Source organism: Variovorax sp. FW301-JW7, from assembly GCF_058788795.1.
Genome location: NZ_JBYTBC010000014.1, coordinates 18,610 through 33,324, shown reverse-complemented (window position 1 = coordinate 33,324; position 14,715 = coordinate 18,610). Strand labels below are relative to the sequence as shown.

The following is a 14,715-nucleotide window of genomic DNA, read 5'->3' as shown; positions in this document are numbered from 1 at the left end:
TCCGATCCCTGCCATCGCGCCCACGGTGCCGTTCCCGCGCTACCAGGAGCCGATGTCCGCGTTGGCTTTTTCTCCGTCGGGCTCGCCGTCGGCGCCCAGCGAGAACACGTCGACCTCGCCGTGCGTGCCGGGGTTCAGGTACTGGTAGGCATTGCCCCACGGGTCCTGGGGCAGGCGTTCGAGGTAGGTGCGCCAGTTCGTCGGCACCTTGCCCGTGGCCGGCTTCTCGACGAGCGCGCGCAGGCCCTGCGTGGCGCTGGGGTAGGCGCCGTTGTCCAGGCGGTAGAGCTTCAGCCCCTGCATGATCGCGGCCACGTCCTGGCGGGCCGCGGTGGCGCGGGCCTGGTCGGGGCGGTCCATCAGGCTCGGCACGATGAGCGCGGCGAGCACGCCGATGATGACCAGCACCACCATCAGCTCGATGAGGGTGAAAGCCCGCTCGGCACGGCGACGGATTGAACGGGCGGCCATGTTCCACAACTCCCGGGAAAAGACTTCACAAGGACAACGACGAGCACTGCGGGCCATCCTCGCAGCGGCGCATGTCAGTCCGATTGAAAATCCTCGGGAGTTCGGTGACAGCCTCTCAGTCGTCGAGAGTTTCGACGCGCAGTGCGATCACAGGGCCTGCCACGAAGGAGCTGGCCTGCAACGCATGCAGCGCCAGATCGACCGCGCTTTGCAGCGCCGACTCGGTGATCACCAGCACCTGCGGCGCCACCTCCGCCGGCCCGTTCGCCAGCACCAGTTGCCCCACCGGCAGCCGCTGCGCGGCCAGCAGGTCGGCCACGGCCGCGATGTCGGTCGCCGCCTGCACCGGCACGCGCAGGTAGTGCGCGCTGCGCACGGCCGCGCGCGGCAGCACCGGCAGTTCGCGCACCGCATGCGCATGGAAGCCGGTGTGCGGCACGCGCTGGCCGGCGTGGGTGCCGTCCAGGCGCGCCACGTCGACCAGGTCGGCGATCACGGCGGAGGCGGTCTGCTCCGAGCCGGCGCCTGCGCCGTAGTACATCGTGACGCCCGCCGCGTCGCCCTTGACCATGATGCCGTTCATCGAACCGTTCACCTGCGCGAGCAGGTGCGTCGCCGGCACCAGCGCGGGCTGCACGCGCAGTTCCACGCCCTCTTCACGTCGGCGCGCCACGCCCAGCAGCTTGACGCGAAAGCCCAGCTGTTCGGCGCAGGCCACGTCAACACGTTGCAGCGCGGTGATGCCCTCGACCTGCGCATCGGCAAAGCGCACCGGCATGCCGAAGGCGTTGGCGGCCAGCAGCGCGGTCTTGTGGGCGGCGTCGACGCCCTCGATGTCGAAGGCCGGATCGGCCTCGGCATAGCCCAGTGCCTGGGCCTGCGCGAGCGCGTCGCCGAAGTCCAGGCCCTCGTCGCGCATCTTGCTCAGGATGAAGTTGGTGGTGCCGTTGACGATGCCCGCCACCCACTCGATGCGGTTGGCCGTGAGGCCCTCGCGCAGCGCTTTCACGATGGGGATGCTCACCGCCACCGCGCCTTCGTACATCACGGCCACGCCATGCGCGCTGGCGGCGGCGAAGATCTCGGGGCCGTGCACGGCCAGCAGCGCCTTGTTGGCCGTGACCACGTGCTTGCCGTGCGCAATGGCCGCCAGCACCCAGTCGCGCGCCGGGCCGGTGCCGCCGGCCACCTCGACCACCACGTCGACATCGGGGTCGGTGGCCACCTGCATCGGGTCGGCCGTGAGCGCCACGCCCTCGCCCACGATGCCCTGGGCCCGCGCGAGGTTGCGCGCCGCCACCACCGTCACCTCGATGCCGCGCCCGGCACGGGCGGCGATGAGCGCCTGGTTGCGGGCCAGCACGCGGAAGGTGCCCGTGCCCACGGTGCCGATGCCGATCATGCCGACGCGCAGGGGGCGAATGGCCGCAGGATGGCTGGGCTGGGGCAGGAAGGACGAGACGGGATCGCGGTACATGGGCTTCTCCAAACAACGAACGAACAGGACAAAAACAAAAAACCCAGCTGCCAGCTGGGTTTCGTTCATTCGGGAGAAGAGACACCAGGTGGCTGCCGGAGCGGCCACCCTGCGCGTGCTCAGGGGGCCGCGGCGGTCATGGTGGTAATCATTCGTGCATTCACTGCGTCGCTCGTTCGCACGCAGGCGGCGAACGGCATCGTGCGGCCGACAACGGCGGCGCTGGATGCTGCAACGGGGGAAAGTGAAAGGCACGACATGAGCCGGCGAGTGTACACGCGGTGCTTGCGGCACGCCCCGATCCGGGCAAACTAGGGCATGGACAAGCATTTCCTGACCCCCCTGTTCGCCCCGGCGTCGATCGTGGCCTTCGTCGGCCAGCCCAGCGATCCGGGCGGCCAGACCGCCCTGGGCCACACGCTGCGCGAAGCCTTCCGCGCCGACCGCTTCGACGGCACCCTGCGCTTTCTCGACGTGCGCACCCAGGGCACGCTCGAAGAGCTGGCGCAGACGCACGCCGACCTGGCGCTGATCGCGCTGGCGCCGCGCGACGTGGCCGCCGCGCTCGAAATCGCGGGCCGCATCGGCTGCAAGGCGGCGGTGGTCATCTCCACCGGCATCGCCGCCGAACAGGCCGCGCAGTGGCGCAAGATCGCGCGCCGCGAAGGCGTGCACCTGCTGGGCCCGAATTCGCTGGGCTTCCAGCGCCCGCCGCTGCACCTGAACGCCAGCGTGGCCGGCCCGCTCGCGCGCACGGGGCCGCTGGCGCTGGTGTCGCAGTCGGGCGCGCTCACGGCCTCGATGCTCGACTGGGCGCGGCAGAACGGGGTGGGCTTCTCGAGCGTGGTGTCGCTCGGGCCGCACACCTCGGTCGACATTCCGCAGGTGCTCGACTTCCTGGCCAACGATTCGAGCACGCACAGCATCATCGTGTACCTCGAAGGCATTGCCGATGCGCGCCGCTTCATGAGCGCGCTGCGCTCGGCCTCGCACGCCAAGCCGGTGGTGGTGCTCAAGGCGGGCCGCAAGCCGGCCGGCAACGAGGCCGCGCAGACGCACAGCGCGGCCATCGTGGGCAGCGACGACGTGTTCGATGCCGCCCTGCGCCGCGCGGGCGCGGTGCGGGTGCGCTCCTTCGTCGAGCTGTTCTCGGCCGCCAAGTGCCTGGCCTCGCGCTACCGGCCGGTGGGCAAGCGGCTGGCCGTGGTCACCAACGGTGGCGGCCCCGGCGTGCTCGCGGCCGACTGGATCAACGAGATCGGGCTGGACCTGGGCCGCCTTTCGGCGCCCGCGCAGAAGCTGCTGCAGCCCTCGCTACCCGCGCTGGCCTCGCTCACCGACCTCATCGACCTCTCGGAAGACGCCACGCCCGCGCACTTTCGCGCCGCCATCGACACGGCTTCGGCCGACAGCCAGATCGACGGCGTGCTCGCCATCTTCTCGCCCAAGGCCGGCGTCGACGCGGCCGCCACGGCGCGCGCGCTGGCCGACATTCCGCGCCCCATGCCCAAGCCGCTCCTGTCGTGCTGGATGGGCGATGCCTCGGTGGGCAATGCGCGGGCCGTGCTGGCCGAGGCCACCATCCCGAGCTTTCGCACGCCCGAGGCGGCCGTGGGCGCCTTCGGCAACATCGCGGCCTTCTACCAGAACCAGCAGCTGCTGCAGCAGACGCCGCCGCCGCTGTCGGCGCTGGCCAAGCCCGACATCGACGGCGCGCGCCTGCTCATCGAGAGCGTGCTGGCCGAGCGGCGCAAGGTGCTGACCGAGATGGAGTCGAAGTCGCTGCTGTCGTGCTTCCACATCCCGATCACGCGCACCCTGCTCGCGCGCAGCGCCAACGAGGCCATGATGATCGCCACGCAGTTGGGCTTTCCGGTGGCGCTGAAGATCGACTCGCCCGACATCTCGCACAAGTCCGACGTCGAGGGCGTGGCGCTGAACGTGATGAACGGCACCAGCGCGCGCGACACCTACCTGGAGATGATGGAGCGCGTGGCGCGCCTGGCGCCCGATGCCCGCATCAACGGCGTGACCGTGCAGAAGATGGTGCGCGCGCGGCGCGGGCGCGAGATCTACGTGGGCCTGGTCACCGACCAGCCCTTCGGCCCGGTGATCGTCTTCGGCGCGGGCGGCACCATGATCGAGCTCATGAACGACCGCGCCATGGAGCTGCCGCCGCTGAACCAGTTCCTGGCGCGCCACCTCATCGAGCGCTCGCGCGTGGCCGAGACGCTGGGCGAATGGCGCGGCGCCAACCCCGTGAACATGGAGGCCATCGAGGACGTGCTGCTGCGCGTGTCCGAAATGGTGTGCGAGCTGCCCGAGCTGCGCGAGATGGACATCAACCCCATCATCGTGGACGAGCACGGCGCGGTGTCGGTCGATGCGCGCATCGTGGTCGACAGCAGCACGCAGGCTGTGGCGGGCCCGGTGGGCAACGGCTACCAGCACCTGGCCATCATGCCGTACCCCGCGCGTTACCGGCGCGAATGGCCGCTGCCCGGTGGCGGCGCGTACGTGGTGCGGCCGGTGCATCCGAACGACGCGCAGATGCTGCAGGCGCTGGTGCAGGGCCTGTCGCCCGAAAGCCGCTGGTTCCGTTTCGTCTCGCGCTTTCACGAGCTGCCGCCGTCGATGCTGTCGCGCTTCACGCTCATCGACTACGACCGCGAGATGGCGCTGGTCGCCACCATCATGGAACGCAGCACTGCGCCCGACGGCACCGTGCTCGAAACCGAGCGCATCGTGGGCGTGTCGCGCTACATCACCAACCCCGACCAGACCAGCTGCGAGTTCTCGCTCGTGGTGGCCGACGAGTTCAGCGGCAAGGGGATCGGCTCGCGCCTGATGGAAAGCATCATCGACGTGGCGCGCGACCGCGGCCTTTCCGAAATGGACGGGCTGGTGCTGGCCGGCAACCCCGACATGCTCAAGCTGGTGCGGCGGCTGGGTTTCACGGTGAAGTCCTTCCCCGAGGACCCGGACTTCAAGCTGGTGACCTACCCGCTGTAGCCCGCCGGTGGGCGGCTGCAACTCGACGAGAATCGGCCGCCCTCCACCTCCGCGTTTCTTCATGCTCCGAATCCTCCTGCGCTCCCTCGGCCGTCTGCTGGTGAGCTTCGCCCTGCTGCTGTCCGCCGCCTGGGCCTGTGCGGCCCTCTGGTACCAGCTGCCGGTGGCAACGCCGCTCAAGGTCGGCGCGATGGTGCTGTGGGGTCTCTTCGGCCTGGCGGCGATCGTGCGCGTGTGGCGCGGCAAGGCCGCCCGCCCGCTGCTGTCGTATGCCATCGGCTTCGCCATGCTGCTCGGCTGGTGGAACACCATCCTGCCTTCGCAGAACCGCGAATGGGCCGACGACGTGGCGCGCTACCTGACGCCGCGCGTCGAGGGCAGCGTGGTCACGATGGAGAACGTGCGCAACTTCGACTGGCGCAGCGACACCGACTACACCGTGCGCTGGGACACGCGCCGCTACGACCTGGACCGCCTGCGCTCGGTCGACGTGTCGCTGTCGTACTGGACCGGCCCGGCCATCGCCCACACGCTGGTGTCCTTCGGCTTCGACGACGGCCAGTTCGTCACTTTCTCCATCGAGATCCGCAAGGAGCGCGGCGAGAGCTTCTCGTCCATCGGCGGCTTCTTCAAGCAATTCGAGAACAGCCTCGTGGCCGCCGACGAGCACGACATCCTGCGCGTGCGCACCAACGTGCGCGGCGAAGACGTCTACATGTACCGCGTGCACCTGCCGCAGGCCGAAATGCGTTCGCTGTTCCTGGGCTACGTGGGCGAGGCCAACGCGCTGGCGCGTGCGCCGAGCTTCTACAACACGCTCACCGCCAACTGCACCACCATCGTCTACAGCCTCGCCCGGCACGTCGTGCCCGGCCTGCCGATGGACTACCGCCTGCTGGCCTCGGGCTACCTGCCCGAGTACCTGCACGACGTGGGCGGCCTGACGCCCGGCCTGGGCATGGACGCGCTGCGCGCCGGCGGCCGCATCACCGACCGGGCCATCGCGACCGACCAGCAACCCGGCGTGAACTTCTCGCAGGCGATCCGCCAGGGCCTGCCGGGCGTGGCGCCATGAGGCGCTTCGGCTTCCCCGCGCTGCTGCTCGCGCTGTCGCTGCTCACCGGCTGCGCGGGCGTCACCGTCGGCACCATCTCGCCGGCCGACTACCTGGCGCAGCGGCGCGGCGACGTGCTCACCACCGGCCAGCTCAGCAGCTCGGCACAGGAGGTGCTGCGCGTCATCGGTTCCGATGCCGACCAGTGCCGCAAGGACGGCCGTGCCTGCCGCCAGAACCTCGCCACCTCCGCCGGCCTGAGCGACGAACAACGCATGTCGGCACTGTCCGAGGTGTGGCTGCAGCTCGCGCTGGCGGGCGGCGACGGCGGCTCGGCCGCGCAGCCCATGGCGCCCGAAGCCATCGAAGCCTGGCTGGAAACCGCGCGCCACGCCTACGCCTACCTGTTCCACACGGCGCGCAACCCGCGCGACCGCGCCTTCGAAGACCGCCAGACGCAGGTGCGCGACTACTACAACTACGCGGTGCAGCGCGCCATCACCGGCCTGTTCAGCCGCTACCGCAAGGGCGACACATCGGTGGCCGCCATTCCGCAGGTGAGCGGCTGGCGCATCGACGCAGACCTGTCGGCGCTGCAGCTCGCGCCCGACGCGCCCCCGCCGAAAGAGCTGATTCCCGCCGCCTCGCTGACCTTCTCGGGCCTGCGCAACATCTACCGCCGCGACGGCTTCGGCGCCGAGCTGGTGGCCGCGGGCGACGACCGTCCGACCGCGGCGCAAGCCGACGAAAACGCCCCGCCCTTCAGCGAAACGCCCTTCCCCGCCCTCACCGCGCTGCTGCAGTTCGACGGCGCCACCTTGCAGGACGTGCTGGCCACGCGCACGCTGCGCATCGCCGTGTTCGACCCCTACCGCACCAGCACGATCCGACTGGCCGGCGAAGAGATTCCGCTGGCCGCCAACTTCACCTCGGGCTACGGCCTGTGGCTGGCCCGCTCCGACTTCGCGCTGCAGGCGCTGCGCAGCCTGTTCGGCGGCGCCGAGGGCCTGACCCGGCCGCACATCTACCTGATGCAGCCCTACGACCCGAAGCGCCGCACCATCGTCATGCTGCACGGCCTGGCCAGCAGCCCCGAGGCGTGGATCAACGTGGCGAACGAAGTGCTCGGCGACGAGACGCTGCGCCGCCGCTACCAGATCTGGCAGGTGTACTACCCCACCAACGCGCCGCTGCCGCTGAACAACCTGGCCATCCGCGAAGCCATCACGCAGACCTTGGCGCACTTCGATCCGCAGGGCCGCGCCGAGGCCTCGCGCAACCTCACGCTCATCGGCCACAGCATGGGCGGCGTGCTCTCGCGCCTCTTGGTGTCGTCGTCGGGCGACGTGCTGTGGGACGCGCTGCGCGAGGGCTACCCCATGCCGGCCGCGCAGCGCCGCCGCATCGAGGAAGGGCTGGGGCCCTATCTGCGCTTCGAGCCGCTGCCCCAGGTCAGCGATGCGATCTTCATCGCGTCGCCGCACCGCGGCACCTCGTTCGCCAACAAGCGCATCTCGCGCTGGGTGGCCAACCTCATCACGCTGCCGGTGGCGATGCTGGGCCAGCTCAACGACATCTCGCGCGAGCTGATGCGCGTGGCGCCCAGCTCGCAGGACATGGGCCCGCTGCGCATTCCCAACAGCATCGACAACCTCAGCGACCGCGATGCGTTCGTGCGCCTGTCGTCCGGGTTGCCGCTGAGCCCGAAGGTGCGCTACCACTCGATCATCGGCAACGACAGGCCCGGCCTGCCGCTGGCCGAGTCGAGCGACGGCATCGTGCCCTACACCAGCGCGCACCTCGACGGCGCGGTGTCGGAGCTGGTGATTCCGTCGGCGCACAGCGTGCAGGAGCACCCGCTGGCGATCCTGGAGATCCGGCGCATCCTGCGCGAGCAGCTGCAGCGCGTGCCCTGAGGGCACTTCATGCCGTGGCGAGCACGGCCGCCGGTGCGTGCCGCATGTCCGGCACCGCCGCCATCAACGCCCGCGTGTAGGCGTGCTTCGGCGCATCGAGCACCTCGGCCGCGCTGCCCTGCTCCACCAGCCGCCCGCGCTGCATCACGCCCACGTCGTCGCACATGTGGCGGATCACGGCGAGGTTGTGGCTGATCAGCAGGTAGGTCAGGCCGAACTCGTCCTGCAGGTCGCGCATGAGGTTCAGCACCTGGGCCTGCACCGACACGTCGAGCGACGAGGTCGGTTCGTCGCAGACGATGAACTCGGGCTGGCTGGCCAGCGCCCGCGCGATGGCGATGCGCTGGCGCTGGCCGCCCGAGAACTGGTGCGGGTAGCGCCGACCGTCGTCGGGCGACATGCGCACGCGGCGCAGCGCCTGAGCCACGCGCTCGGCGGTTTCGTCGGCGCTGGCGGCCAGGCCCAGCACCTCGACCGGCTCGGCGATGAGGCGGTCCACGCGCCAGCGCGGGTTGAGGCTGGCGTGCGGGTCCTGGAAGATCATCTGGAAGCGCCGGCGCAGCGCGGCCGTCTGCGCGGCGTCGCCCCAGCGGTCGATGCCGTCGAAATGCACGCTGCCGCCCGTGGGCCGCGTGAGGCCGGCGATCATGCGCGCCACGGTCGACTTGCCCGAACCCGACTCGCCGACCAGCCCGAAGGTGCGGCCGCGCGCGATGTCGAAGCTCACGCTGTCGACTGCGTGCAGCACCTTCTTCGGCTGGCGTGCCAGCGTGCGCACGAGCCAGCCGGCCGAAAGATCGAACTCGCGCGACAAGCCCTGCACGCGGATCAGCGGCGGGCTGTCGGCCAATTCTGGCGCAGCCACGGTCTCGGCCTGCGCGGGCGGCAACGCGGCGGCCACGGCGATGTCCGCGCCGATCTCCGGCACCGGCAGCCGATGCAGCCTGTCGTGCACCGAAGGAATCGCGGCCATCAGCGCGCGCGTGTACGGCTCGCGCGGGTGGTCGAGCACCTGGCGCACCGGGCCGGTCTCGAGCACGCGGCCCTGGTACATCACCATCACGCGGTCGGCCGCCTCGGCGATCACGCCCATGTCGTGCGTGATGAGCATCGCGGCAGTGCCGCGCTCGCGGCAGACGCGCCGGAACACGCGGATCACCTGCGCCTGCACCGACACGTCGAGCGCGGTGGTGGGCTCGTCGGCAATCAGCAGCTGCGGCTCGGCGCACAGCGCGAGCGCAATCGCCACGCGCTGGCGCATGCCGCCCGAGAACTGGTGCGGGTACTGGTCGATGCGGCTTTCGGGGTCGGGAATCTCCACGTCGGCCAGCAGCGCCAGCGCGCGCCGGCGTGCCTCCTGCTCGCTCACGGGCAGGTGCGTGCGGATGGTTTCGATGAGGTGCCGTCCGATCGGGTAGACCGGGTTCAGGCTGGTCAGCGGGTCCTGGAACACGCTGCCGATGCGGCGCCCGCGCACGCGGCGCATGTCTTCGCCGCGCAGCGTGTCGATGCGCTCGCCATGCAGCTCGACCGTGCCGCCCGCGATGCGCCCCGGCGGCGGCACCAGCCCGATGACGGCCGCGCCGACCATCGACTTGCCCGCGCCCGACTCGCCGACCACGCCCAGGATTTCGCCCGGTGCGATCTCGAACGAGACGCCATTGAGCACCTGCACCGTGCCCCGGTGCATGTCGAAGGCCACGTCCAGCCCGCGCACCCGCAGCACGGGTGTTTCACCGTGGGGCGATGGCGATGGGTCGCGCGCGCTCATTGCAGCCTCGGATTCAAGGCGTCGCGCAGCCAGTCGCCCGCCAGGTTGACCGACAGCGCCAGCGCCAGCAGCACCAGCGCCGGAAACAGCAGGATCCACCACTCGCCCGAGAACAGGAAGCCCTGCCCGATGCGGATCAGCGTGCCCAGCGACGGTTGCGTGGGCGGCAGCCCCACGCCCAGGTACGACAGCGTCGACTCCGCCACGATGGCCAGCGCGAAGCTGATGGTGGCAATCACCAGCACCGGCGCCAGCAGGTTCGGCAGGATGTGCCGCACCAGGATGCCGGTGCGCGAGCGGCCGATGATCTGCGCGGCGGCCACGTAGTCCTTGTGCTTCTCGAGCATCACGGCGCCGCGCACCGTGCGCGCGTACTGCACCCACTCCGACAACCCGATGGCCGCCACGATCACGTACACCGCCATGTCGTCGCGGTAGCCCTCGGGCAGCAGGCCGCGCGCAATGCCGAAGATCAAGAGCGCCACCAGCAGCACCGGAAAGGTCAGCTGCACGTCGGCCACGCGCATCACCAGCGTGTCGAACCAGCCGCCCGCATAGCCCGCCGCCAGCCCGAGCGGCACGCCGATGGCCAGCGACAGCCCCACCGCGCTCACGCCCACCAGCAGCGACATGCGCAGCCCGTAGAGGATGGCCGAGAACACGTCGCGCCCCTGGTCGTCGGCGCCCAGCGGGTAGAACGCGCCCGAGGCGCCCTGCTGCCCCGGCGGCGTGAAGGCATCGATCAGGTCGAGCACGGCTGGGTCGAAGGGGTCTTGCCGCGCGATCCACGGTGCGAACAGCGAGGCCAGGGCAACCAGCAGCAGCACGAAGGCGGCCAGCTGCACGGTGCGCGAGCGTGCGAAGGCGCGCAGCACGGGCGACTCGGCGTTGCGCCAGCGGCGCGGCGCGGGGGCGCCGGTCGGGGAAGGAAGCGTCATTCGGAAAAACAAGAAGGAGTCAGGCGCGTCGCAGGCGCGGATCGACCAGCACATACAGCAGGTCGACGATGAAATTGATCGCCACGTAGAGCAGCGCGATCAGCAGCAGGTAGGCCGCCACCACCGGCACGTCCACCCCCTGGATCGAGGTGATGAACAGCAGGCCCACGCCCGGCCACTGGAACACCGTCTCGGTGACGATGGCAAAGGCCACCAGCGAGCCGATCTGCAGCCCAGTGATGGTGATGACCGGGATCAGCGTGTTGCGCAGCGCATGGCCGTAGTTCAGGTCGCGCTCGCGCAACCCGCGCGCACGGCCGAAGCGGATGTAGTCGGCGCGCAGCACCTCCAGCATCTCGGCGCGCACCAGCCGCATGATCAGCGTCAGCTTGTACAGGCCCAGCGTCAGCGCGGGCATCAGCAGCGAGGCCCAGCCCGAGGCCGTGAGCAGCCCGGTGCTCCAGCCGCCCAGCTGCACCGTGTCGCCGCGCCCGAACGAGGGCAGCCAGCGCAGCTCGACCGCGAACAGGTAGATGAGCCCGATGCCGATCAGGAAGGTGGGCAGCGACACGCCGACCAGCGACACCGCCATGACCGCGCGGCTCGCCACGCTGTCGCACCGGATCGCGGTGTAGACGCCCAACGCCACGCCGCCCGCCACCGCCAGCACGGCCGCCACCAGCGCCAGTTCGAGCGTGGCCGGCAACCGCTCGGCGATGAGCTCGACCACCGGCCGCTTGAGCCGGTACGACACGCCCAGGTCGCCCTGCAGCGCATGGCCCACGTAGCGCAGGTACTGCACCGGAACCGGGCCGTCGAAGCCCAGCTCGGCCGTCAGCGCGGCGCGCTCTTCCAGCGTGGCGTCTTCGCCGAGCAGGCTGATGGTCGGGTCGCCGATGTGGCGGAACACCAGGAAGGACACGAACGACACCGCCAGCAGCACCAGCACGGACTGGCCGAGCCGGCGTAAGAGATGAACCCACATGAGGTGTGTGTAGTCAGGGTTTGGCTACCTTCACGTTCTTGAAGAACACGCTGCCGTCGGGGCTGACCGGAATGTCCAACTTCGGGGTCGAGGCGAAGTTGAGCACCTGGTCGTGCAGCGCGATGTAGATGCGCTCCTTCTGCACCGTCTGCCAGATGCTTTTGATGGTGGCGTCGCGTTTCGCCTTGTCGCTTTCGGCCGCGAGCGATGCGATCTGTGCGTCGACCTCGGCGTTGCTGTAGCCGGTGGCGTTGGTCGGGCCGCGGCCGTCCTTGCCGCGCGTGTGCACCAGGTAATCGAAGATGTAGGCCGAGTCGTAGGTCGGCACGCCCCAGCCGAACAGGTAGAAGTCGGTGTCGGCCGAGTTGATGGCGGTGCTGTGCAGCGCGATCGGGCGCGCCGCCACCGTGGTCTTGATGCCGATGCGCCCGAGAAAGCCCGACACCGCCGTGCCGATGGCCTCGTCGTTCACGTAGCGGTCGTTCGGCGTGTGCAGCGTGATCGCAAAGCCGTTCGGGTAGCCGGCCTCGGCCAGCAGCTTCTTCGCCTGCGCCGCGTTGGCCTTCGGGTAGGCCGCGAAGCCCTTCTCGTAGCCGTGCACGAACGGCGGCACGATGATGCCCGAGGGGTTCGACAGCCCGCGCATCACCGCCGCCTTGATCGCGTCGCGGTCGATGGCCAGGCCGATGGCCTCGCGCACCTTCGGGTCGGCCAGCGGATTCCTGCCCTTCACGTCGGCGTACTTGAGTTCCTTCGCGCCCACGTTCAGGCCCAGGAAGATCGAGCGGTTCTCGGGCCCTTCGGTCACGCGCAGGCGCTTGTCGGCCTTGAGCCGGCCCACGTCCTGCGCCGGCAGGTCCTGCACGAAATCGACCTCGCCCGACAGCAGCGCGGCCACGCGCGTGGCGGGCGACTTGATCGGCACGTAGACCAGCTCGGTCACGTCCAGCGGAAACTGGCCGCGGCCCCAGTACTGCGGGAACTGCTTGAGCACCGTGCGCGCATCGACCTCGCGCGAGGCCAGCACGTAGGGGCCGGTGCCGTTCTCGTTGCGGGTGGCGAAGTTCTCGGTCTTGCTGGCCACGTCCTGCGACTGCTCGGCCTTGTTCGCCCGGGCCCAAGCCTCGTTGAGGATGAAGAGGTTCGTGAGGTTGTTCGGGAAGATCAGGTTCGGGCCCTTGGTCTTGACCTGCACCGTGAGCGCATCGACCTTCTTCACCTCGGCCACCGACGACAGCAGCGACTTGAGCGCCGAGCTCGGCGCCTGCGCGCGCTGCAGCGAGAACACCACGTCGTCGGCCGTGAGCAGCGCGCCGTCATGGAACTTGACGCCGGGGCGCAGCTTGAACTCCCACACCGTCGGGTCGGCCGTGAGCTTCCACGAGGTGGCCAGCGCGGGCTGCAGCTTGCTGTCGGCGCCACGCAGGATCAACGGCTCATAGATCTGGTGCAGCAACCCGAAGTTGGTGCCGGTGTTGACCGCATGCGGATCGAGCGTGGCGGGGTCGGCGCTGCGCGCCCATCGCACGGTTTCGGCGGCGGCAACAGGCGCCTGTAGCAGGCCGGCGGCCAGCAGAGCCGCGGTCAGGAGTGGTCGGAGCATGGAATCCCTCGGGTGTTCTTTGGAAGAGAAGACAGGCGGACGACCGCGCGGGGCGGCGTCGTCCTGTGCCTGTGCGTGGGGGACTGTGCCCTGCCCCGCGCCGTCCCGAAAGAAGGACTCCGCATATGGAAATGCGGTGTCTGCCGCGTGACGATGAACAGGGCGTTAAGCCCTCGTCGCCAGCCGCTTCAATCGCAATCCACCCCACACCGCCAGCAGCACGCTCGCACCGAACACCCAACCCGACAGCGCGCCGGCCATCGTGCCCGACAGCAGGTTGCCGACCGTGCAGCCCAGTCCGGTCATCGCGCCCCACCCCAGCAGCACGCCGCCGCCGAGGCCGCGCACGACCTGCCCCACCGTGGGCCATGCGGGCTTGAACTGCCCGCTCGCCAACGCCGCGGCCAGTGCGCCAGCCACGAGGCCACCGACCAGCAGCGCGTTGGGCGTCTGCCAGAGGCTTTCGACCACCGCCGTGACGCAGCCACCGAAACCGTCGAGGCCGTCCAGCCGCTGCGGCAGCAGGCCGTGCGCATTGCCGAGGTCGCGCGCGGCGCTGCCGAGCGCCGCTGTCACGCCCAGCGGACGCAGCCGCAGCACCACGATCACGGCGATCGCATCGACCGCGAGCCCGCCCCACGCATACGGCCAGCGCCCGTGCAGCAGGCGGCGCGCGGCGTCGATGAAGCTGTGCGATGTGGGCGACGCCGCCTCGCCCGCCGGCAGCTTCCGCCAGAGCCAGGCCGCGAGCGCCGCGAACACCGCCAGCTGCAGCGCGGCCGAGCCCGCATAGCCCAGGTGATGCGGCAGCCACACCACGGGCGCGGTGGCGATGGTGGCGCTGTAGAGCCAGTTCCAGCTCGCAAAGCCGAGCAGGAATCCCGCGCCCGCACCGAGCAGCGCGAACGGCGCGGTCGGCGAGCCTTCGCCCAGCCGGTACCAGTGCGCGCTGATGCACGAGCCCGACACCACCATGCCCGCGCCGAAGGCCAGCCCCGCGAGCACGAGCGCGCCGCTGACCGGCCCGATGTGCGCATCGGGCGGCAACCGCCCCGGCTGCGGCACCGGCAGCCAGCCCGTCATGACGACGTGCATGCCCACGGTGCCGACCGCCAGCGCGGCCACGATGGCCAGCAGGCCGCGTGCGTCGCCGCCCTCGAAGTAGTCGCGCGCATGGCAATAGAAGCAGAAGCGCGAGCGCTGCAGCACCACGCCGAGCACCGCGCCCAGCCCGAGCGCGAAGGCCAGCGCACGGCCGCCGCTGCGCTCGCCGAGCAGATGCACGCCGGCGGCGACCAGCAACAACACGACGACCGCAGCGGCCAGGCCTGTGCGGGAAAGCGGCGCAGGCGCCGCGTTGATTGACGAAGCGGACATGCCTCGGTCCTTTTGTGTTGACCAAAAAAAAGCGAGCCCGAGGGCTCGCCCAATGTCGCTCATCAGAGAGGCCGCGAGGCCCCTCCAACGCCGACTCACCTCGAACTCATC

The 14,715-nt window shown here is 70.2% G+C and carries 10 protein-coding genes; 3 read left to right on the top strand and 7 right to left on the bottom strand.

The window, feature by feature from the left end; translation table 11 throughout:
• Nucleotides 1–39 precede the first annotated feature (39 nt).
• Both gspG and AC3WQM_RS28085 read right to left on the bottom strand, forming a co-directional pair.
• On the bottom strand, nucleotides 40–471 hold the full coding sequence (gene gspG, locus AC3WQM_RS28090) for a type II secretion system major pseudopilin GspG (protein WP_489056829.1): 432 nt from the start codon (nucleotides 469–471) through the stop codon (nucleotides 40–42).
• A gap of 115 nt (nucleotides 472–586) precedes the next feature.
• Nucleotides 587–1,948 (bottom strand): homoserine dehydrogenase, encoded by a 1,362-nt coding sequence (locus tag AC3WQM_RS28085; RefSeq protein WP_492683292.1) that lies wholly within the window; start codon nucleotides 1,946–1,948, stop codon nucleotides 587–589.
• Between the two features lie 318 nt (nucleotides 1,949–2,266).
• On the opposite strand from AC3WQM_RS28085, the gene AC3WQM_RS28080 reads away from it, so the two are divergent.
• From AC3WQM_RS28080 to AC3WQM_RS28070, 3 genes are all read left to right on the top strand, one after another.
• Nucleotides 2,267–4,960 (top strand): bifunctional acetate--CoA ligase family protein/GNAT family N-acetyltransferase, encoded by a 2,694-nt coding sequence (locus AC3WQM_RS28080; RefSeq protein ID WP_489056831.1) that lies wholly within the window; start codon nucleotides 2,267–2,269, stop codon nucleotides 4,958–4,960.
• A gap of 61 nt (nucleotides 4,961–5,021) precedes the next feature.
• On the top strand, nucleotides 5,022–6,035 hold the full coding sequence (locus AC3WQM_RS28075) for an Lnb N-terminal periplasmic domain-containing protein (protein ID WP_492683291.1): 1,014 nt from the start codon (nucleotides 5,022–5,024) through the stop codon (nucleotides 6,033–6,035).
• Nucleotides 6,032–7,930, top strand: coding sequence for an esterase/lipase family protein (locus AC3WQM_RS28070; RefSeq protein ID WP_492683290.1), 1,899 nt, complete (start codon nucleotides 6,032–6,034; stop codon nucleotides 7,928–7,930). Before AC3WQM_RS28075 ends, AC3WQM_RS28070 begins: the two co-directional genes overlap by 4 nt.
• Nucleotides 7,931–7,937: 7 nt before the next feature.
• Here the strand turns inward: AC3WQM_RS28070 and AC3WQM_RS28065 are convergent, their stop codons facing one another.
• From AC3WQM_RS28065 to AC3WQM_RS28045, 5 genes are all read right to left on the bottom strand, one after another.
• Entirely contained in the window at nucleotides 7,938–9,701 is a 1,764-nt protein-coding gene (locus AC3WQM_RS28065; protein WP_492683289.1) for a dipeptide ABC transporter ATP-binding protein, read from the bottom strand.
• Complete coding sequence (locus AC3WQM_RS28060) at nucleotides 9,698–10,639, bottom strand: ABC transporter permease (RefSeq protein WP_307638254.1); 942 nt, start codon at nucleotides 10,637–10,639, stop codon at nucleotides 9,698–9,700. The genes AC3WQM_RS28065 and AC3WQM_RS28060 overlap by 4 nt, the downstream gene beginning before the upstream one ends.
• Nucleotides 10,640–10,658: 19 nt before the next feature.
• Nucleotides 10,659–11,624, bottom strand: coding sequence for an ABC transporter permease (locus tag AC3WQM_RS28055; RefSeq protein ID WP_492683288.1), 966 nt, complete (start codon nucleotides 11,622–11,624; stop codon nucleotides 10,659–10,661).
• Nucleotides 11,625–11,637: 13 nt separating this feature from the next.
• Entirely contained in the window at nucleotides 11,638–13,227 is a 1,590-nt protein-coding gene (locus tag AC3WQM_RS28050; RefSeq protein ID WP_492683287.1) for an ABC transporter substrate-binding protein, read from the bottom strand.
• Nucleotides 13,228–13,392: 165 nt separating this feature from the next.
• The gene (locus AC3WQM_RS28045) at nucleotides 13,393–14,604 is read right to left on the bottom strand and encodes a YeeE/YedE family protein (RefSeq protein WP_492683286.1); all 1,212 of its coding nucleotides are present in this window, start codon (nucleotides 14,602–14,604) and stop codon (nucleotides 13,393–13,395) included.
• Nucleotides 14,605–14,715: the final 111 nt, after the last annotated feature.